The organism is Acinetobacter sp. YH12095, from assembly GCF_013419245.1.
Taxonomy (GTDB): Bacteria; Pseudomonadota; Gammaproteobacteria; order Pseudomonadales; family Moraxellaceae; genus Acinetobacter; species Acinetobacter towneri.
In genome coordinates this window covers 25,861-45,284 of the sequence record NZ_VPAL01000018.1, presented here as the reverse complement: position 1 = coordinate 45,284, position 19,424 = coordinate 25,861, and the positions used below count along the sequence as shown (strand labels likewise).

General features: G+C 41.0%; 15 protein-coding genes. 6 read left to right on the top strand and 9 right to left on the bottom strand.

Annotated features, from left to right (window positions below):
- Positions 1-1,226 precede the first annotated feature (1,226 nt).
- The gene (tyrS, locus tag FTU35_RS11245; protein WP_162164701.1) at positions 1,227-2,459 is read right to left on the bottom strand and encodes a tyrosine--tRNA ligase; all 1,233 of its coding nucleotides are present in this window, start codon (positions 2,457-2,459) and stop codon (positions 1,227-1,229) included.
- A gap of 63 nt (positions 2,460-2,522) precedes the next feature.
- Between tyrS and FTU35_RS11240 the strand changes: the two genes are divergently transcribed.
- Positions 2,523-3,650, top strand: coding sequence for an anhydro-N-acetylmuramic acid kinase (locus FTU35_RS11240; protein WP_004969740.1), 1,128 nt, complete (start codon positions 2,523-2,525; stop codon positions 3,648-3,650).
- 131 nt (positions 3,651-3,781) lie between these two features.
- On the opposite strand, the gene erpA is transcribed toward FTU35_RS11240, so the two are convergent.
- The 3 genes from erpA to FTU35_RS11225 all read right to left on the bottom strand — a co-directional run bounded on the left by erpA (position 3,782) and on the right by FTU35_RS11225 (position 6,456).
- A complete protein-coding gene (gene erpA, locus FTU35_RS11235) occupies positions 3,782-4,117 on the bottom strand; it encodes an iron-sulfur cluster insertion protein ErpA (protein ID WP_004969742.1) in 336 nt (111 codons plus the stop codon).
- 133 nt (positions 4,118-4,250) lie between these two features.
- Positions 4,251-5,258: a putative solute-binding protein gene (locus FTU35_RS11230; protein ID WP_104852777.1), complete on the bottom strand. Its 1,008-nt coding sequence runs from the start codon at positions 5,256-5,258 to the stop codon at positions 4,251-4,253.
- 181 nt (positions 5,259-5,439) lie between these two features.
- Positions 5,440-6,456: a putative solute-binding protein gene (locus tag FTU35_RS11225; RefSeq protein ID WP_004969750.1), complete on the bottom strand. Its 1,017-nt coding sequence runs from the start codon at positions 6,454-6,456 to the stop codon at positions 5,440-5,442.
- A 387-nt stretch (positions 6,457-6,843) separates the two neighbouring features.
- Here FTU35_RS11225 and FTU35_RS11220 point away from each other — a divergent pair, with 387 nt between their 5' ends.
- Entirely contained in the window at positions 6,844-8,784 is a 1,941-nt protein-coding gene (locus FTU35_RS11220; protein WP_104852778.1) for an ATP-binding cassette domain-containing protein, read from the top strand.
- A 455-nt stretch (positions 8,785-9,239) separates the two neighbouring features.
- Here the strand turns inward: FTU35_RS11220 and FTU35_RS11215 are convergent, their stop codons facing one another.
- The 5 genes from FTU35_RS11215 to dnaA all read right to left on the bottom strand — a co-directional run bounded on the left by FTU35_RS11215 (position 9,240) and on the right by dnaA (position 16,030).
- Complete coding sequence (locus FTU35_RS11215) at positions 9,240-9,602, bottom strand: hypothetical protein (protein WP_004969754.1); 363 nt, start codon at positions 9,600-9,602, stop codon at positions 9,240-9,242.
- A 161-nt stretch (positions 9,603-9,763) separates the two neighbouring features.
- Complete coding sequence (gyrB, locus tag FTU35_RS11210) at positions 9,764-12,232, bottom strand: DNA topoisomerase (ATP-hydrolyzing) subunit B (RefSeq protein WP_154320151.1); 2,469 nt, start codon at positions 12,230-12,232, stop codon at positions 9,764-9,766.
- 44 nt (positions 12,233-12,276) lie between these two features.
- The gene (gene recF / locus FTU35_RS11205; protein WP_004969757.1) at positions 12,277-13,359 is read right to left on the bottom strand and encodes a DNA replication/repair protein RecF; all 1,083 of its coding nucleotides are present in this window, start codon (positions 13,357-13,359) and stop codon (positions 12,277-12,279) included.
- A gap of 37 nt (positions 13,360-13,396) precedes the next feature.
- Positions 13,397-14,545, bottom strand: coding sequence for a DNA polymerase III subunit beta (dnaN, locus tag FTU35_RS11200; RefSeq protein ID WP_004969759.1), 1,149 nt, complete (start codon positions 14,543-14,545; stop codon positions 13,397-13,399).
- A 108-nt stretch (positions 14,546-14,653) separates the two neighbouring features.
- Positions 14,654-16,030 (bottom strand): chromosomal replication initiator protein DnaA, encoded by a 1,377-nt coding sequence (gene dnaA / locus FTU35_RS11195; RefSeq protein ID WP_004969761.1) that lies wholly within the window; start codon positions 16,028-16,030, stop codon positions 14,654-14,656.
- A gap of 660 nt (positions 16,031-16,690) precedes the next feature.
- On the opposite strand from dnaA, the gene rpmH reads away from it, so the two are divergent.
- The 4 genes from rpmH to yidC are packed head-to-tail and all read left to right on the top strand — an operon-like array spanning position 16,691 to position 19,348.
- On the top strand, positions 16,691-16,825 hold the full coding sequence (rpmH, locus tag FTU35_RS11190; RefSeq protein ID WP_000831329.1) for a 50S ribosomal protein L34: 135 nt from the start codon (positions 16,691-16,693) through the stop codon (positions 16,823-16,825).
- 31 nt (positions 16,826-16,856) lie between these two features.
- Positions 16,857-17,249, top strand: a complete 393-nt coding sequence (gene rnpA / locus FTU35_RS11185; protein WP_004969764.1) for a ribonuclease P protein component — start codon at positions 16,857-16,859, stop codon at positions 17,247-17,249.
- Positions 17,250-17,258: 9 nt separating this feature from the next.
- Complete coding sequence (yidD, locus tag FTU35_RS11180) at positions 17,259-17,579, top strand: membrane protein insertion efficiency factor YidD (RefSeq protein WP_178867911.1); 321 nt, start codon at positions 17,259-17,261, stop codon at positions 17,577-17,579.
- 5 nt (positions 17,580-17,584) lie between these two features.
- On the top strand, positions 17,585-19,348 hold the full coding sequence (yidC, locus tag FTU35_RS11175) for a membrane protein insertase YidC (protein WP_180064738.1): 1,764 nt from the start codon (positions 17,585-17,587) through the stop codon (positions 19,346-19,348).
- Positions 19,349-19,424 lie beyond the last annotated feature (76 nt).

The following is a 19,424-nucleotide window of genomic DNA, read 5'->3' as shown; positions in this document are numbered from 1 at the left end:
CAAACTCTTCAGTTAAAATCATTTTGAAGTTTTAATCTAAACTTCCAAATCTGGCTCATCAATTTTCTGACTTAAATTTCGCTCAAATAAACTTCGAGTAATTTAAACCAATCAATCAATGAAATATCTTCGATCAATCAATCAGTAAAAATCCACACAAGTTGTTCTTCATAATCTCTTAATGATCTCAATTTCTGCCTCGTCAGCAGAAATTTTAACGCAAAACACTTCTAACAACTTAACCCTGTAAGCTAAGTTCGTAGGCTGTTTCGCGTCGGGATGGGTGCATTCTAGGGGATTTCAAAATCTTTGCAAGCCCCAAATTAGAATATTTTTCACGTATGTATTTTTTTTCTACAAAAATGCTTGGTTTTTTAATTTTTTAGCTATTTTTTCATCAAATTTAAATAAAAACTCCCATCTACAAAGTAAACAGGACTTTTTCATCCATACTTTTATGGACTCAAATCGGTCAAGTTTTGCAGGCTGTAATCAACGATTGCCAATGTATATGATTCTTTTTGTCTTGCGACATCTAAAAAATTTTACATCTCTGTTAAAAATGCTTTTGCATTATCCAAAATAATATTCCTACATACGGCGTACATCTAGCATTGATTTCATGTCAGCTTGGTGGTTTTGTCCGTTAATTCAAAGTTGATGCTTAGCATTTGCATTACCGACTTCAAGTTGACAAACCTACTCTTCTATTCGGCAAGTTTAGATCGCGCCATCCACATGCACTACTTACAAGATGTTTTACCATATATAAGTAGCTTTGAAATTTGAATTAGGTCTTAAAGTTTTAAGAATATTTTTATAAAACAAAGAGAAGTAATCTTACATTTTACCTTTAGATATAAAATACAACAAAACTAGAGGCAAAAAAAAGAAAGAGATCTCTCCCAAAATCTCTCCCTCGGAGTTGAATCTATATGCGATCCATATATCGTTATTATAGTTATACGAAAAAAAAGAGTCCCTTGGGGAAGGGACTTGTAAATTGTGGAGCTATAGTTATAAGTACCCTCTAGATCTGTTTTGTACACTGTGTCTAGATGGGTAAATCTTATACATAACTGAGCAAAAATGCAAGCTGCTTGGCAAAATTTAAGTGTTGTTTTTATAAGGTTTTTTTTGAATTTACTTATTCATATAATTAATATACCAAACAGAAAATAAAAGCAGACCGAAGCCTGCTTTTATTTCAATCACTTAGAATGGATCTAGTCCGTAAATGTGACTTTGGCAATGGCTTTTTTACCCGCCTGAATAATATATGTTGCGTTTTCTTTGACCGAGAAACCTGCGTCGACCACATTCCAATCTACTTTTACTGCGCCACGTGCAACAGCATCTTTGGCTTGTGCAGCATTTTTGGTTAAACCTGCAGCACGTACAATAGAAGCAATAAATAATTCACCACCAAATTCAGCACGTGAAATCGTCACTTCTGGCGTACCTTCAGGTAATTCACCTTCGGTAATGATATTACCTGCACCTTTATGCGCATTGGCTGCAGCTTCGCTGCCGTGGAAACGCTCAACCAATTCGAGTGCCAAAATCTTTTTGATTTCTTGCGGATTACGACCTTCTGCCATTTCTTTAAGCAAAATTTCAATTTCATCCATCGACTTGAAGCTGAGTAACTCAAAATAGCGCTCAATCAGACTATCAGGCATCGACAAGACTTTTTGATACATCGCACCCGGTGCATCAAATACACCAATATAATTGCCCAAAGATTTAGACATTTTATTCACGCCATCTAAACCTTCAAGAATTGGCACGGTAATACAAACTTGCGCTTCCTGATCATAACGACCTTGCAAGGTACGTCCCATCAACAAGTTAAAGGTCTGGTCTGTACCGCCCAATTCTACATCGGCTTGTAATGCCACCGAGTCATAACCTTGTACCAACGGATACAAAAATTCGTGAATCGCAATCGGTTGCTGGTTGTTATAACGCTTGGTGAAGTCATCACGTTCCAACATACGCGCTACGGTTTGCTGCGATGCCAACTGAATTAAATCTGCTGCAGTTTTTGTTGCAAACCATTCAGAGTTAAACACCACTTTGGTTTTATTTGGATCAAGAATTTTAAAAACTTGTTCCTGATACGTTTTGGCATTTTCCAAGACTTTTTCACGTGACAACGGCGGACGTGTAGCACTTTTACCTGTTGGGTCACCAATCATGGCAGTGTAATCGCCAATCAAGAAAAATACTTCGTGACCTAAGTCTTGGAATACTTTTAATTTATTGATTAATACCGTATGCCCCAAGTGTAAATCAGGTGCAGTCGGGTCAAACCCCGCCTTAATTTTTAAAGGACGATTCTCTTTTAATTTCTTTAGAAGATCTTCTTCAGAAATAATTTCATGCGTGCCTCGTTGAATGAGAGCAAGTTGTTCTTCAGCTGGCAGGAAATTTGACATCACGAAATCCAAACACATCAGTTATTCAATTTGTGCGATATACTAACACTTTTTCAGCATATTGCAGGCTATAGAATAACCATGACAGCGATCTATATTGGGGTAATGACGGGCACAAGTATGGATGGTGTCGATCTTGTTGCTGCTTCTTTTGATCCACTGCAACTCCACGCGACCCTGACTTTGCCGTTTGATCCCGATTTACGTGACGAACTCATGGCACTGACTTTGCCAGGTGACAATGAAATTGACCGCATGGGCAAAGCAGATGTGGCTTTAGCCACCATGATTGGACATGGTATTAACAGCCTGATTGAAAAAAATAAACTGGATAAATCTCAAATTAAAGCGATTGGTTCGCATGGCCAGACCATTCGTCATCGTCCTGAACATGCTTTTACTTTACAAATTGGTGATCCGAACATCATCACCGAAATCACCCAAATTCCTGTAATTTCAGATTTTCGTCGTCGTGACATGGCTGCAGGCGGACAAGGCGCACCGTTAGTGCCCGCTTTCCATCAAAACTTATTCCAACATCCGAGTATTCATCGGGTAATTTTAAATTTAGGCGGCATTGCCAATGTCAGTTTGTTGCCTGCAGGACAGCCCGAAGCAGTATCGGGTTTTGATACAGGGCCTGCCAATATTTTAATGGATGCTTGGTGTGAGCGTTACACAGGACAACCTTATGATGAAAATGGCAATTGGGCTGCGTATGGACATCCGATTCGCAGCTTGTTAGATCGTTTACAAGCCCATGCTTTTTTCTCTAAAGAACCACCCAAAAGTACAGGGCGCGAAGACTTTAACTTGGAATGGCTAGATGAACAGGTTGCCGATTGGCGCAATGATGTGGAATATGACGAGCTGGAAGATAATCCTGAAAATATTCAAGCGACTTTATTAAAGCTCACCACCCGCGCGATTAAAAAAGCCATTTATCGTTCAGGCATGGATACAGGTGAAGTCTATGTCTGTGGCGGTGGTGCCTATAATTCTTATTTGCTAGAGCAATTGCGCTGGCGTTTGCGCAAACATCAATGGACTGTACAAAGTACAGCCGATTTAGGGCTAAACCCAACATGGGTCGAAGCCACCGCCTTTGCTTGGTTGGCAATGCGTTTTTGTCAGCAATTAAGTGGCAATTTACCTGCGGTCACAGGGGCTAAAGGTGATCGCATTTTAGGTACCATGACTTTGGTTTAAGGATGCACTTTTAAACCAGATCAGTAGCAACAAAAAAGCCTTTCCTCTTCTATATAGGAAAGGCTTTGATCATTTTGAGTGCATCAATCTACTTTTTCAGATGCTGATACTCAAAAATATTTAAATCATACTTAGATTGAGAATGAAGAACCACAACCACAAGTCGTGGTTGCATTCGGGTTTTGTACCACAAAACGCGAACCTTCCAAGCCTTCAATATAGTCCACTACCGAGCCAACTAAATATTGATAGCTGAGTGAATCGACCAGCATTTTTACATCGCCATTCACAAATTCTGCATCATCTTCATTTTGGCTTTCCGCAAAGTTAAAGCCATAAGAAAATCCTGAACAACCGCCACCTGTCACATATACACGTAGCATTAAGTCTTGATTACCTTCACTGTCACGCAATTGGCGAACTTTTTTAGCAGCGTTGTCGGTGAGCTCAAGTGCTTGGGCATTCATGATGGATTTTCCTCAGGTACAATTCAGATGTCTTTTCTGCAAAAAGACCACTTATCAAGTATAGCATACTCAATATTGGGACGGTGATGCAGAATTAAAGTGAATTCTGAGTAATTACCTCAAGATTCTCCAATTATTTGTAATTTTCGTCCTGCAAGCCACATTCAAAATTGGTTGGCGCTTCTTTACAGCGGAATTGCCACAATAATTTCATCATGCGTTTGTCATAAACACCACGTTTAGTTAAATCAATCCGCGATTCACGCATCATTTTTTGATAACCCGGTTGATCTGCTGCAGGCACTTGCATCCAATATTTTGCAGGAATATCGGCTTTCATTTTGCCTAAAATACCAAAGGCACGTGGTAACTGCCCTTTCACCCATTCACGTGATTTTTGCCCAAAACCTGCAGGGAATTTATCTGGGCGGATAATAATATTGCCCGTGACCTGTAAAATTGGATAATTCACAATCGCGCCTTTAGTGCCTAAGCCTTTATGTAGTTCCAAAGGACGGAATACTGCAGCAGGCGCACCAATAATATCGACCTGACCATTGTTAAATTTACTGCCAAAATTGGTGACATCGGCACTTACTGCTTGCGCACCAATTTGCTGTACCATAATTTTTTGCGCTTGGTCATAATCTAAAACAGCAATTTTTTTCCCCGCGGCTTTGGCGACACTATTAATACTGCGGTCATTCACCATCAAAAAGGCATCACCCACAGGAATGACACCTGCGACTTCATACTGACCATTGCGCATATATTTGGCAAAAGCAGGACTCGCCAAACCTTGCATGACTTTAACTGCCAGTTTTAAATCTGGAATCGCACCAATTGCATCTAATGAGCCTGTAAAATGGTTAAATTGACGACCACGCATGCCCGTCACACTAATACCATCACATTTTCCTGCTTTAAAATCTTCTGCAATCACGCCTTCGTTTTGACCTACGCGTAACTCAATTTCTGCGCCCCAGTTTTTGGCCGCCAATTGATAGTCTTGCATTAAGTTATAGACATCACCGTTTTTACCGACCAAGTCGAATACACAGACCACTTGTTTGGCCTGCGCTGCACTAGCGACTAAAGATAAGCCTGCGCCAAATAATAAAGCTTGCGTCCATTGTTTCATTTCTAGTTCCTTCCATTTTTTGTTTTTCTGCGCACAGTTGATCCAAACCTTCAATTTAGTATCACTGTTCTTTTATCAAGCTCAGATTAGCGAATTTTGATTTTTTGGCTGATATGGCTCAATTGACGAATCTTTCATTATAAAAAACCTAGAGATCTAGGCTTTTTTATTAAAAATCAATCTATTCGCCACCAAGTGAACATTCAAAATTGGTTTTTTCGACAGAACAACGAGCGCGTTTTAACACACTCATCATGGCAGGGTCATAAATGCCGCGTTTGGTCATATCCATACGTCCATCACGCAGCATTTTTTGATATTTGGTTTTATCTTCTGCGCTCAAGTTCATTTTATATTTGGCTGGAATCTCACCTTCCAAACGATTAATCATACTCATCGCTTTAGGCAGATTTTTTACAAACCAATCTCGTGATTTTTGCCCAAAGCCCGCAGGGAATTGTTCAGGGCGAATCACAAAGTCTGCGGTCACTTGTAATACAGGGAAGTTAAACATCGCCCCGTTATTGCCTAAACCCTTGTAGATTTCTAAAGGTTTGTACGCATAGGCAGGCGCACCGACCATATCGACCTGACCATTGTTAAATTTCGCCACAAAGTTAGATACATCAGAAATGACAGCTTGCGCACCTACACGCTGCACCATAATTTTTTGTGCATCGTCATAGCCCAATACCGCAAACTTTTTCCCTGCTGCTTTTTCAATCGAGCTGATGTTCTTGTCGCGCACAAAAATAAAGGCCGAACCTAAAGGTGAAATACCCGCAACTTCATATTTCTTGCCACCTAAATTGGTAACCATTTTCGCTGCATTACGTTGATCTAAAGCAAAGCTGATGGCACGTTGTGCAATCGCATTACTTGGCGCACCACCTAAAGCATCAATCGAGCCTGCAAATTTATTGTATTGGCGAGCACGCATGGCGGTCATAAATACCCCATCACATTTGCCTGCTTTAAAATCATTGTCTGCGACAGCTTCATCCTGACGTGGAATTAAATTGACTTCTGCACCCCAGCCTTTTGCTGCTAGCGCCCACTCTTGTGCCATCTGAAAAGATTCACCTGACTTACCCAGTAAGTCAAAAACACATACATCTACTTTTGCTGCTTGCGCCTGAGCACTGAAACCGATCGCTGCGAATGCTGTCAATGTTGCGCTGACCCATATTTTTTTCATTGTTTCGATCCTTCTACAGATTTTTTTATTTTTGAGTGTCCGTACACGAAACAAATATTAAGCAAGTTCAAATTAAAAAAATAGAGCATTTACTCGAATTTCATCTGTCAATTCTGCCAAAACCTTATACTGCCTTATTTAAGCGATCATTTTTATTTCATAATTCACTTATATTTTATAGATTTAGATCAAAATAAAGATCATTTCCAACATGCACGTATTTTGTGCTTGTTTACAAAGTCATAAAAAAAGCCTGTTGTTAGATCATAATTTTTAAACATCACAAGAGAGATTTTTCGCAAATCACAAATAAAACTGGGCTTATTTTTGTTTTCTGGTGGGCTTCCATTAGAATATGCCCAACTTTTGTTGTGACCAGTAAACACCATGATTCAACTTGACCAAGTTTCTTTACGCCGCGGTGGACGTGTTTTATTTCAAAAAGCGTCTATGCAAATCCATCCAGGCTGGAAAGTCGGTCTTACAGGTGTCAATGGTGCAGGAAAATCCAGTTTATTTGCTGCGCTTTTAGGTAGTTTAACCCCAGACGAAGGTACGTTGAGCCGTCCGCAAGGCTGGACTGTGGCGCACATGGCACAGGAAGTTAAAGCATTGGATTTGCCTGCGATTGATTTTGTGCTGTCGGGTGATGAAGAATACTGGAACATTCAACAACAACTGCAACATCCTGAACAATTAAATAATGACCAACTTGCACATTTGCATGGTCGTTTTGATGAAATTCATGGCTATACCGCACCCGCCAAAGCCGCACAACTGATGGCAGGTTTAGGTTTTATGGAACATCAAAACAGCTTGGCGGTCAGTAGTTTTTCTGGTGGATGGCGCATGCGTTTAAATTTGGCGCGTACCTTAATGAGTCGCTCCGAATTATTATTACTGGACGAACCAACCAACCACTTAGACTTAGATGCAATTTTATGGTTAGAAGACTGGCTTAAAGCCTATGCGGGAACTTTGGTGCTGATTTCCCATGACCGTGATTTTTTAGATGCCATTACCGATCATATTTTACATATTGAAAATAGTGAACTGACTTTATATACAGGCAATTATTCAACCTTTGAAACCACACGCAGTGAACGCTTGGCACAACATCAACAAGCGTATGAAAAACAATTAGAAACCCGTGCACATTTACAAAAATATATTGATCGTTTTAAAGCCAAAGCCACCAAAGCACGGCAGGCACAAAGCCGTATCAAGCAATTGGAACGCATGCAATTGCTTGCCCCTGCGCATGTAGATACACCATTTACCTTTAGTTTCCGTGAACCGACCAAAATGAGCTCACCCTTACTGACCTTGGAACAAGTCAGCATTGGTTATGCAGACAAAGTGATTGCCAGCAAAATTAACCTACAAATTACCCCGACCAGTCGTATTGGTTTATTGGGGATGAACGGCGCAGGTAAATCGACCTTAATTAAATCCTTAGTGGGTGAATTGGCGTTATTAGCAGGTACTCGCAAAGCCTCAGAATTACTCAATATTGGCTATTTTGCACAGCATCAAATGGATGCTTTGGATGATAGCGCCAGCCCGATGCTACAACTGGCACGCATTGCCGATAAAAAAATCAGCGAAGCCACTTTACGCGCCTTTTTAGGCAGTTTTGGTTTTAGTGGCGAACGTATGGACACGCCTTGTGAAAGTTTTTCAGGAGGTGAACGTGCACGTTTGGCTTTGGCTTTAATTGTCTGGCAACGTCCTAACGTACTGATTCTGGACGAACCGACCAACCATTTAGACTTAGATATGCGACATGCCTTAACCATGGCATTACAGGATTATGAAGGTGCAGTGGTATTGGTGTCACACGAACGTCAATTAATTGCCAGTGTCTGCGATGACTTACTCTTGGTTCATGCAGGACAATGCACAGAATTTGAAGGCGATTTACAAGATTATGCCCAATGGTTACGCCAAGCTCGTGCAGACATGCTTAAGCAAGGTACATCCAACACAGCTCCATCCAATCCAAGTCCAGTGGTTGAGAACAAGACTAACCTAGTCAAAGTAGATAAAGAAGCTCAACGCAAACTGGCAGCACAACGCCGTGAACAAACTCGCCCTATTCGTAAAAATATTGAAAAATACGAAGCGCAAATTGAAAAAATTCAACCGCGTCTGACTGAAATTGAAACCGAACTGGCAGATCCTGCCCTTTACGATGCCAACCGTAAAGATGATTTGCTCAAACTCATGAATGAGCAAAATGATCTGAAAACAAAATTGGCACAGGCAGAAGAACAAATGCTTGAATTGATGATGGAATTGGAAGAACTCGAAAGTAGCTTTGAATAGCCATACCGATGAGATTTTAACGCTATGCTAAATAGGGTTAAATCTCATCATATTTCGTAGAATATGCATTGTGTATGTTCCATACTTATAAGACACATTCGTAATAGTTTTAATCTTTAGTTTATCTTCACAATAACCACGCAAAGAAATTTAAGTCACTCTCTGCGTTTGTTTATTTTTACTTATCAATCTTGCACCACAGCATAGTTGTATGACACCCCCACCCTGAATAAAAGTAAGACAGCATAGCTACCAAGCAAGAAGTTTTGAATTTAAAACTCAGTGTGATTTTTAAATTCAAAATCTACAATTTAAATTTAAAAGCAAAAACTTAGTTATCCACAACTCAAACTAACTGTTATTTTAAATTCAAAACTCTAATTAAAGCCAAATCAATCCATTCTTTCATGGTTATTTTGAGTCATTGAATCTCAGTGATTCACAGAAAATCGCTGCTACTCGGCAGTAATTTTTGCTTTGCTAATACATAATTCTTGTATTTTCCAGCCCTGAATATAGCGCCAGATTTCTTGAATATACCCTTGATCATCCGCCAAACCAATTTGAATCCGACAGTTAACCTGCTCACGATCAAACTCATATTCTTCTAATTCAACATTCGGTTTGATCGGTTTCCAGACACCATTATTCACTGCATGCTGAATGTTGGCATAACGTGTTTCACGATTTTCCACACGTGATTCTGCCGTATAAACGACTTTAAAATCTTCATCTTCATAGTGTGCTAACAGCTCCACATTGCCAGTAAAAAAAGCATTCACCCATGCATCACGTGCTTGTTCTAATTGATTATCCATCTTAATGATTCTCCTATATTTTTGGCTTAATGTAGCTCAGCATGACAGAACAATAAGTCAGTTTTATAAAAGTTATTTGGATGAATCACGACAACAACAAAAGCCAAACATAAAAAAGCACTCCGTAGAGTGCTTATGGTTATGCGGATGATTTGGACGAATTAAGCGTCAATATCTGCATTTAAGGCATTTTCTTCAATAAAGGCACGACGTGGTTCTACATCATCGCCCATTAAGCAAGAGAACATGCGGTCTGCTTCAATGGCATCATCAATGGTGACTTGCAACATATTGCGGTTTTCTGGGTCCATCGTGGTTTCCCAAAGTTGTTCCGCATTCATCTCACCCAAACCTTTATAGCGCTGAATCATCATGCCGCGACGCGAGTCCTGCAAAATGTGTTGCCACACTTGATGGAAATTGTTGACCGTAATTTTACGTTCGCCTTTTTCCAAATACGCACCTTCTTCAAGCAGCGTAAACCAGCTTTTTGAATTTTTCAGCAAACGTGCATATTCAGCTGAACCCAGCAAACCTGTATCTAGTAAATAAGTATGGGGCAAGTTGTGCACATATACCGTGATTCGTGGCCAATACGTTGCAGATTTTTGACCATCCGCATCTTCTTTTTCAAACTGTTCGATGCTTAATTCAGGACGCAAACCTGGCTGTAATCGTTCAATGCTTTGACGTAATTGCTCGCCCCATTGTTGTACATACGCCTGATCTGCTGCTTGATCAATTTTAAAGGCATCTAATTCTAATAAACCATCCAACAGACTTGCAGGATAACGCAGCGTTAAGCGGCTCAAACTCTTTTGTGAGGTTTGATAATCCGCAATGACTTTGGCTAAAGCCTCGCCACGAATTGCAGGTGCATCAGCACTCACATGCAGCTCCAGTTCATCAATCGCATTCGAAATTAAATAGGTTTCTAAAGCATCATTATCTTTGATGTACTGTTCTTGCTTGCCTTTTTTCAACTTATACAATGGTGGCTGTGCGATATAAATATGACCGCGCTCGACCAACTCTGGCATTTGACGGAAGAAGAAGGTCAACAGCAAGGTACGAATGTGTGAACCATCTACGTCGGCATCGGTCATGATGATGATTTTGTGATAACGCAGTTTGTCTGGGTTATATTCTTCACGACCAATACCACAGCCTAAAGCAGTAATTAAAGTACCTACTTCTGCCGATGAAATCATCTTGTCAAAACGGGCACGTTCCACGTTCAGGATTTTACCTTTCAGTGGCAAAATCGCCTGCATTTTACGGTTACGGCCTTGTTTAGCCGAACCACCTGCCGAGTCACCCTCGACCAGATATAATTCAGATAATGCTGGGTCTTTTTCCTGACAATCAGCCAATTTACCTGGCAAACCTGCAATATCCAAAGCACTCTTACGGCGCGTCATTTCACGGGCTTTACGCGCTGCATCACGGGCACGTGCTGCATCAATAATTTTACCCGCGATAGATTTTGCCGCTTGCGGATTTTCCAATAAATATTCAGAGAAAGATTTATTCATGGCCTGCTCAACAGCAGGTTTCACTTCACTCGATACCAATTTTTCTTTGGTCTGTGATGAGAATTTTGGATCTGGCACTTTGACCGACACAATCGCGGTTAAACCTTCACGTGCATCATCACCCGATACCACAACTTTTTCTTTTTTAAGAATATTTTCGCTTTCCATGTAGTTATTTAAACCACGGGTCAGCGCAGCACGGAAGCCTGCCAAGTGCGTTCCACCATCTTTTTGTGGAATATTATTGGTAAAACAACGTACGTTTTCCTGATAAGAATCATTCCACTGCAAAGCAACTTCTACGGTAATCCCGTTTTCAGCCTGTGTCGTGAAATGGAAAATTTCATTCAGATGGGTTTTGCCTGCATTGATATATTTCACAAATTCAGACAAACCACCTTCATAGTCAAAAATATGTTCTAAATTGACACGTTCATCACGCAGTACAATACGCACGCCCGCGTTTAAGAAAGACAGTTCACGCAAGCGACGCGCCAAAATATCTACGTTAAAAATGGTTTGGCTAAAGGTTTCAGCACTTGGCCAAAAACGCACAGTCGTGCCTGATTGCTCAGTGTCGCCCACTACTTTTAAAGGATATTGTGGATCACCGTGACGGTATTCCTGTTGGTGAATTTGACCCGCGCGTTTAATCGTTAATTCAAGTTTACTCGATAAAGCGTTGACCACCGACACACCAACACCGTGCAAACCACCCGAGACTTTATAACTGTTGTCATCGAACTTACCGCCTGCGTGCAGAATTGTTAGAATTACTTCTGCCGCAGAAACACCTTCTTCAGGGTGAATATCGGTTGGAATACCACGACCATTGTCAGATACGCTGACAGATTCATCTTCATGGATAGTCACCAAAATTTCATCACAATGACCCGCCAAAGCTTCATCAATAGCGTTATCGACTACCTCGAACACCATGTGATGCAAACCTGTACCATCATCTGTATCACCGATATACATGCCTGGGCGTTTACGAACAGCATCTAGGCCACGCAATACTTTGATACTAGAGGAATCATAAGCCTTTTCATTGGTTTGTTCTGTAGTAGAGACAGATTGATCTTCTGAACTCATGGTTTCTCCCTAGTGAAAAATAGGTCTATCCAAAGATAAAAAAATTATTGCTCAACAGCCTGCACCGTTCCGTGATCGACCTGAAATAAGCGATAAGGAATCGACAACGCTTGTAAGTGTTGTTGCACGGATTGATGATCTAAAGTGGTAATAAAAACTTGACTACCCAATTGGCTTAATCGTTCAATTAAACGTTGTTGTGCGCTTAAATCTAATTCTGCTGTCAGATCATCTAATAATACCACAGTTTCCTTATTAGACGCATGCAGCATTGCAATCTGTGACAGTTTTAATGCCATAATCAATAGCTTTTTCTGCCCACGTGACAGCACCACATCGGCATCACCCATTGGGGTTTTTAAGCGTAAATCGGCGCGGTGTGGCCCATATTCGGTATAGCGACGTTCCACATCTTTTTGATGATAATTGCACAGATCATTCAACAAGCCTGTTTCGGTATGAAAGCCTGCGCTGTATTCCAGACTAATGTGTAAATCAGGCAATAAATACTGTAAATCTTGTGCAAAAAATTGCTGCCATTGTTCCACCGTTCCCAAACGCTGCCGATGCAAAATCTCACCATAATCACTGAGCATTTTGTTCCACGGTTCCAAGTCCGACAGACTTAAATGTCGCTGTGATTTAAGCAAACTATTACGTTGTTTTAAGGCACGTGAATAATATTGCCAAGCGTGATAAAACTCTGGTTCCACGTGGAACATCAACCAGTCCAACAGTTGCCGTCGTGGTTTTGCACCATGGTCAATAATATCGGTACTGAGTGGATCAATATGTTGTAAAGGCAGAATTTTAGCCAATTGCCCTTGGGTCGCAACAGGGTCGCCATTGACCTTAATCAACTGCTCACCCGATGCCATTTTTTGCATGCCAATTTTTTCAGTCAATGACTGAGCAAATACAATCGCATCTTGGCTACTGTTCTGAATGTAATTTTTAGGAATATGGGTGCGAAAAGAACGCCCTGTCGCCAATAAATGAATCGCTTCTAAAATCGAGGTTTTACCCGAACCATTTTGCCCATAAAAGACGTTAAACGGCTGCAACTCATGAAGTGCAACCGCTTTTAAGTTCCGAACACGCTCGATATGTAAACGCGTAATATGCATGATTCAGCTAGATTTAATCTTGAAATAAACCGCTCACTTAAACACGCATTGGCATCACAACATAGGTTTGATCTTGATGTGCTGGATCTTGTACCAATACCGATTGATTGGCTTCGGTCATGGTCATCGATACATCATCGCCATCCAATGCCCCTAATACGTCCAATAAATACTGTGCGTTAAATGACATTTCTAACGGCGAATCGGCATATTGAATCGCTAAATCTTCAATTGCTTCATCTTGTTCTGGGTTATTGGCACGTAATTGCAAGGTGTCCGCACTAAAATTCAGGAATACGCCACGCAATTTTTCATTACTTAAAATCGCCACACGCTGTAAAGATTGTTTAAATACATCATGCGCGATCAGCACGTTTTTATCACCACCACGTGGAATCACACGGCGATAATCTGGGAACTTACCATCAATTAATTTAGTGGTAAAACGCACGGTAATTTCTGCTTGTTCTTTGTCACGGCTTGGGGTGCGAATGGTCACATTCAGCAATTCACGCCCAATTAAAAGTGCCAGTTGTTCATCTTCAATGCTCAGCAAACGCTGCAATTCAGCCACAGCTTTACGCGGCACAATGGCTTGAATTAATTGAGTAGCTGTCGAAGATGCCGCTGTTTCACACAAGGCCAAACGGTGACCATCTGTGGTCACAGCACGTAATTGGTTTTCATCAATTTCTAACAAAGTACCCGTTAAATAAAAGCGTACATCCTGCACTGCCATCGCAAACGCAGTTTTTTCAAACAAACGCTTCAGCTCACGCTCAGTAACCGTCACTTGCGTACCTTGAGCATTTTCTGTAGCCAATAATGGATAATCTTCCGCAGGCAAAGTACCTAATACAAAGCGGCTATTGCCCGATTTTAAAATACAGCGCTGATCTTCAGTGATTTGCAAATCAATCAAAGCTGCGCTTGGTAAAGATTTACAAATATCCATCAGTTTACGTGCAGGCACTGTAGTTTCCCCTGCCTGTAAACATGCCCCTTCAGTCAGATTCGTACTGGCAACCAATTCCACTTCCAAGTCCGAACCAGTAATGGTTAAGGCTTGCTCAGTCACCTGAACTTTGACATTGGATAAAATATTTAAGGTATGGCGACGTTCAACCGCTCCTACGACATGTGACAGAACATTCAGTAAGCTTTCTTTCGCGATTTTTAAACGCACGGTACATTCCTCTAACAACTGAAGATTGGAGTATAAAATAGGTTTTTTAGCAGTGTACTATGCGGCAAAAGCTGCCGCATGGCAAGAACAGAATTTGAGCAAATTCGGTCAACTTTGCAACAATCGTTGCAGGTTTTTATAGTCTTCGTTAAAGATCGGATCTTCTTCGCGCAGGCTTTGTACTTTTTCGCAGGCATGCATCACGGTACTGTGATCACGGCCACCAAATGCCATACCAATTTCAGGGAAACTGTCGCCTGTCAGCTCACGTGCCAAGCCCATTGCCAACTGACGTGGACGCGCATAAATACGGGTACGTTTTGGCCCCACCAATTCTTTGAGCGGAATACGGAAATATTCACTCACGACTCGCTGAATATTTTCGGTACTGATGGTACGTGCGCGAATTGCCAAGACATCTTTTAAAGATTCACGTACCACATCTAGATCGATTGGGGTGCCTTTAAAACGGGAAATTGCCACCACTTTATTGAGTGCACCTTCAAGTTCACGCACATTAGCCACCACTTGCTGGGCAATAAATAAAGCACAGTTACGTGGTAAATCTACGGCGCTGCTTTCAGCTTTCTTTAATAAAATTTCAATTCGGGTTTCAATATCTGGCGGTTCTACCCCGACTGATAAGCCCCAAGAAAAACGTGACACCAAACGTGCATCCAATTCGGTTAATTCTTTTGGATAACGGTCTGAAGTCAAAATAATCTGTTTAGATTCATCCAATAAAGCGTTAAAGGTATAGAAAAACTCGACCAAACTGGCTTCTTTACCTGCCAATAAGTGAATGTCATCCACCAATAACAAATCTAAAGAGCGGCAGTTTTTCTTAAATTCTTCAACCTTGCCCTGCTGCAAAGAGCTGACAAAATCCTGCACAAAACTTTCTGCAGTCATGTACATCACCCGTGCATTCGGTTTGGCTTGCAACAAAGCATTGCCCACCGCTTGCATCAAGTGAGTTTTACCCAAACCTGTTGGGCCATACAAAAATAATGGGTTGTGCTGTGAAGCCCCCAATTGGGTCAATACCTTGCGACAGGTTTCCGCAGCCATTTGGTTAGAACGACCTTCCACAAATAAGGAAAAGGTAAATAACGGATTGAGTTGGCGTTTACGGCTTTTTGCAGAACTTTCTTCTTTTTCACGTTTAGGCTTGGCCACAGGCGCAGGGCTAGATTCCAGCGCAGCAGTAGTGGTAGCAGGTTGTTCACTGGCCGATAAAATTGCACCTGGACGCGAATCGACTAAAATTTCGACCTTACGCACGCGTCCCTCAGACAACTGCTCTGCCAAAATAGTAATCAATTCCAGATGATGTTCTTGAATGTAACGCGTCCAATAAGGATTAGGCGCATAAAGTTTTAATGTATCTTCAACTTCTTCTGCCACCAATGGGCGAATCCACATTGTAAAGACATTTCCAGAGAGCTCTTGTCGCAAGCGATTTAAGCAGTCCGTCCAAAGCATGTGAAACCCCTATCTAATCCATTTTTAAATTTAAAACTTCTCTCGACCGCCTGAGCGGGTCGCCATTCTAACCAAGTTATCCACATCTGTCATGACAAAATCAGCAAAATTGCTCAAAAAAGGAATCACTAAACCTGAATTTAAATTTGAAACGTGGTGTGGATAAGTTTATCCGCAAGGTGTGGATAAAATATAGCACAAAGTTATCCACATAGTATTAAAATTATAGAAACACAGATATCCACAATTCAAAAATTTGTTTTATAAAAGAAAAAGTGGGTTTTCAACAGAAAAATGCGTCCCTAATAGTAATAAATTTAAATTTATAAATTTGAATTTATTTATAAGAAACGTTGCAACTGTGGATAATTCAATCTGAGTTTAAATTTAAATTCAAAACCGAAAATTTTAAAATTAAACAGAATAAGCTTGTGGATAATTATGTGAATAATACTGTTAATAACTTATTAGTCAAGCATAAACAATTACTTATCTTGTGTATACTTTAATTTGTACGATCAACCAGTCAATTGAGCGAAAACTTGTTAAAAAGAAAAATTTAGGCTTATTTTGCAAGAAACCGTGTTTTTCATTGACAGCTCAAGCAATGAGCACTAAAATCGCGGACCTTTATAGAAAGATCATTTTTGGAGTTTCGATATGAAACGTACATTTCAACCATCTGAATTAAAGCGTAAGCGCGTTCATGGTTTCCGTGCTCGTATGGCTACTAAAGCTGGTCGTCAAGTATTGGCTCGCCGTCGTGCAAAAGGTCGTCACAGCTTAACTGTTTAATACAGTCACTCTGAACCGACTCTTGGGTGTTATGACAACACTTTATGGCTTCAGCACAGAGTTGAGATTACGCTGTGCTGCCGATTATAAAGGTGTGTTTGATGGTGCGCTTTTTAAAGTGCATCAACCCCATTTCTTATTTCTTGCAAAACATTCCGAACTGCCGAATAGCCGTTTGGGTCTTGTCGTTGCAAAAAAGAAAGTGCGTCGTGCACACGAACGAAATCGAGTAAAACGACTTGCTCGCGAAAGTTTTCGCTTACACCAACAGCAATTAAATGACTTAGATATTGTGGTAATGCCCAAAGTTGGGGTAGATACGGTATCTAATGCGGAATTGCATCAGCAATTACAATTTGCTTGGCAGAAGTTACAACGTCTCGCCAAAAAGCATTCAAAAATAGCTCCCTCCCCACAAAAGTAGAGATGGCCAATGGTACGTTTACTGCATTGGTTGATACGTTTCTATCAGATCGCGATTAGTCCTTTATTGGGACCACGCTGTCGCTATATTCCAACATGTTCTCAATATTCTTTGGAAGCAGTCCATACGCATGGTGCTGTACGTGGTGTGTGGCTGGCTACAAAACGTATTTGTCGTTGTCATCCGTGGGGTGGTGCGGGCTATGATCCGGTGCCGCCAAAAGTCATTCGTTTTATTTCATTTCAGCAAATAGATTCTCAAACGCATCACATTACTGTACCCTTTCGTGATCGTTTATTGAACCAAAATCACTCTAACCACTTGGGGTAATAGATATGCAACAATGGGCCAGGTTTGCAATTCTCGGGGCCATGTTTGTCGTCGCATATTTGCTCATTTTGGCGTGGCAAAAAGATTATGGAAATGCTGAAACAGCACCGCAGAAAAAAACTGCCGTTGTTTCACATGAAGTGTCTGCAGATTTGCCGAATGCCCAAACGGCTACAGCAGCTTCTGATGTACCGCAAGCAAATATTCCTGCACAGCAAACAACCGATGCCACAGCACCTGTAAGTCAGCAGCTTATTTCAGTACAAACTGACCTTTATCATCTTTGGATCAATCCGAAAGGTGGTGATATTGTTCGTGTTGAATTACTCAATCATGACAAAAATAAAGACAGTGACGATCCTTTCGTCATGCTGGAAAGCGATGCTAAGCGCACCTATGTCGCGCAATCTGGGTTAATCGGGCTGAATGGTCCAGACAGTAGCCGTAATGGCCGCCCAAGCTATGAAATTGAAAAATCGACTTATAGCTTAGCCGATGCCAAAGAAAGCAAAAATAAAGCGGGTGAAACAGTTAAAACTTTAACTGTCCCAATGGTATATAAAACTGCCGATGGTGTAGAAATCATTAAAACCTTTAGTTTTACTGAAGGTGAATATCCTGTGCTGGTGAATCACAAAGTGATTAACCGCAGCAGCCAAAACTGGCAAGGTCAGATGTTTGGTCAGTTGAAACGTGATAATTCAGATGATCCAGGCAAGTCAGATCAAGGTATTTTTACCTTGGGTACTTTCCTTGGCGGCGCATGGGGAACACCTGAAGAACACTACAACAAGTTGAAATTTGACAATTTTAATGACGAAAAATTGAATGTCGATGCAACAGGTGGTTGGGTGGCCGTGGTTCAGCACTATTTCGTGAGTGCATGGGTTCCAGGGCAGTTAAAATTGACGCAGGCCGATGGTCAACCGTATGCAGCGAAGTTGGAATCACGTAAATCTAGCGATGAAATGAACATCATTGGTTTTACCTCGCCAACCATTAATGTCCCTGCAGGTACGGTGGCAGAAGTTGATGCGACCTTCTACTCTGGTCCAAAAATTCAGTCTGAATTGAAAGATTTGGCGACAGGTTTGAACCAAACTGTGGATTATGGCTGGTTATGGCCAATTGCAAAATTATTGTTTATTGGTTTGCAATTCTTCCATGGTTTAGTGGGCAACTGGGGTTGGTCAATCATCTTATTAACCGTTCTTGTCAAACTGATTCTTTGGCCGTTATCGTCTAAGAGCTATCGTTCTATGGCGAAAATGCGTGTGATTGCACCAGAAATGCAGCGCATGAAAGAAGAATTTGGCGAAGACCGTATGCGTTTCTCGCAAGAAATGATGGCACTTTATAAACGTGAACAAGTGAATCCACTGTCAGGTTGTTTGCCATTGTTACTACAAATGCCAATTTTCCTTGCCTTGTACTGGGTATTGATGGAATCGGTAGAGTTACGCCATGCACCGTGGTTAGGTTGGATTCAAGACTTATCGGCAATGGACCCTTGGTTTATCTTGCCATTGTTGATGGGTGTGACCATGTATGTTCAACAAATGTTGAACCCACAGCCAACAGATCCAATGCAGGCAAAAATCTTCCGCATTATGCCTGTGGTATTTACCGTATTCTTATTGTTCTTCCCTGCAGGTCTAGTTCTGTACTGGATTGTCAACAACTTGATTACGATTTTGCAGCAAAGCTTGATCAACAAAAGTGTTGAAAAAGACCGCGCTAAACGAGAAGAGGCAACTCCAGTCAATTAAGTATGGCTGAGCTGCTGAATAAATCCGCTTAAGATGGTAATCTTAGGCGGATTTTTCTTTGCATATATTTTGAAAG

What these genes read in the sequence shown, in the direction of transcription:
- FTU35_RS11220 (WP_104852778.1), top strand. Translation starts at nt 6,844, where the DNA reads ATGATTCAACTTGACCAAGTTTCTTTACGCCGCGGTGGACGTGTTTTA.
- FTU35_RS11230 (WP_104852777.1), bottom strand. Translation starts at nt 5,258, where the DNA reads ATGAAACAATGGACGCAAGCTTTATTATTTGGCGCAGGCTTATCTTTA.
- FTU35_RS11240 (WP_004969740.1), top strand. Translation starts at nt 2,523, where the DNA reads ATGACAGCGATCTATATTGGGGTAATGACGGGCACAAGTATGGATGGT.
- tyrS (WP_162164701.1), bottom strand. Translation starts at nt 2,459, where the DNA reads ATGTGTTTGGATTTCGTGATGTCAAATTTCCTGCCAGCTGAAGAACAA.
- erpA (WP_004969742.1), bottom strand. Translation starts at nt 4,117, where the DNA reads ATGAATGCCCAAGCACTTGAGCTCACCGACAACGCTGCTAAAAAAGTT.
- dnaA (WP_004969761.1), bottom strand. Translation starts at nt 16,030, where the DNA reads ATGCTTTGGACGGACTGCTTAAATCGCTTGCGACAAGAGCTCTCTGGA.
- yidC (WP_180064738.1), top strand. Translation starts at nt 17,585, where the DNA reads ATGCAACAATGGGCCAGGTTTGCAATTCTCGGGGCCATGTTTGTCGTC.
- gyrB (WP_154320151.1), bottom strand. Translation starts at nt 12,232, where the DNA reads ATGAGTTCAGAAGATCAATCTGTCTCTACTACAGAACAAACCAATGAA.
- FTU35_RS11215 (WP_004969754.1), bottom strand. Translation starts at nt 9,602, where the DNA reads ATGGATAATCAATTAGAACAAGCACGTGATGCATGGGTGAATGCTTTT.
- rpmH (WP_000831329.1), top strand. Translation starts at nt 16,691, where the DNA reads ATGAAACGTACATTTCAACCATCTGAATTAAAGCGTAAGCGCGTTCAT.
- FTU35_RS11225 (WP_004969750.1), bottom strand. Translation starts at nt 6,456, where the DNA reads ATGAAAAAAATATGGGTCAGCGCAACATTGACAGCATTCGCAGCGATC.
- yidD (WP_178867911.1), top strand. Translation starts at nt 17,259, where the DNA reads ATGGTACGTTTACTGCATTGGTTGATACGTTTCTATCAGATCGCGATT.
- recF (WP_004969757.1), bottom strand. Translation starts at nt 13,359, where the DNA reads ATGCATATTACGCGTTTACATATCGAGCGTGTTCGGAACTTAAAAGCG.
- rnpA (WP_004969764.1), top strand. Translation starts at nt 16,857, where the DNA reads ATGACAACACTTTATGGCTTCAGCACAGAGTTGAGATTACGCTGTGCT.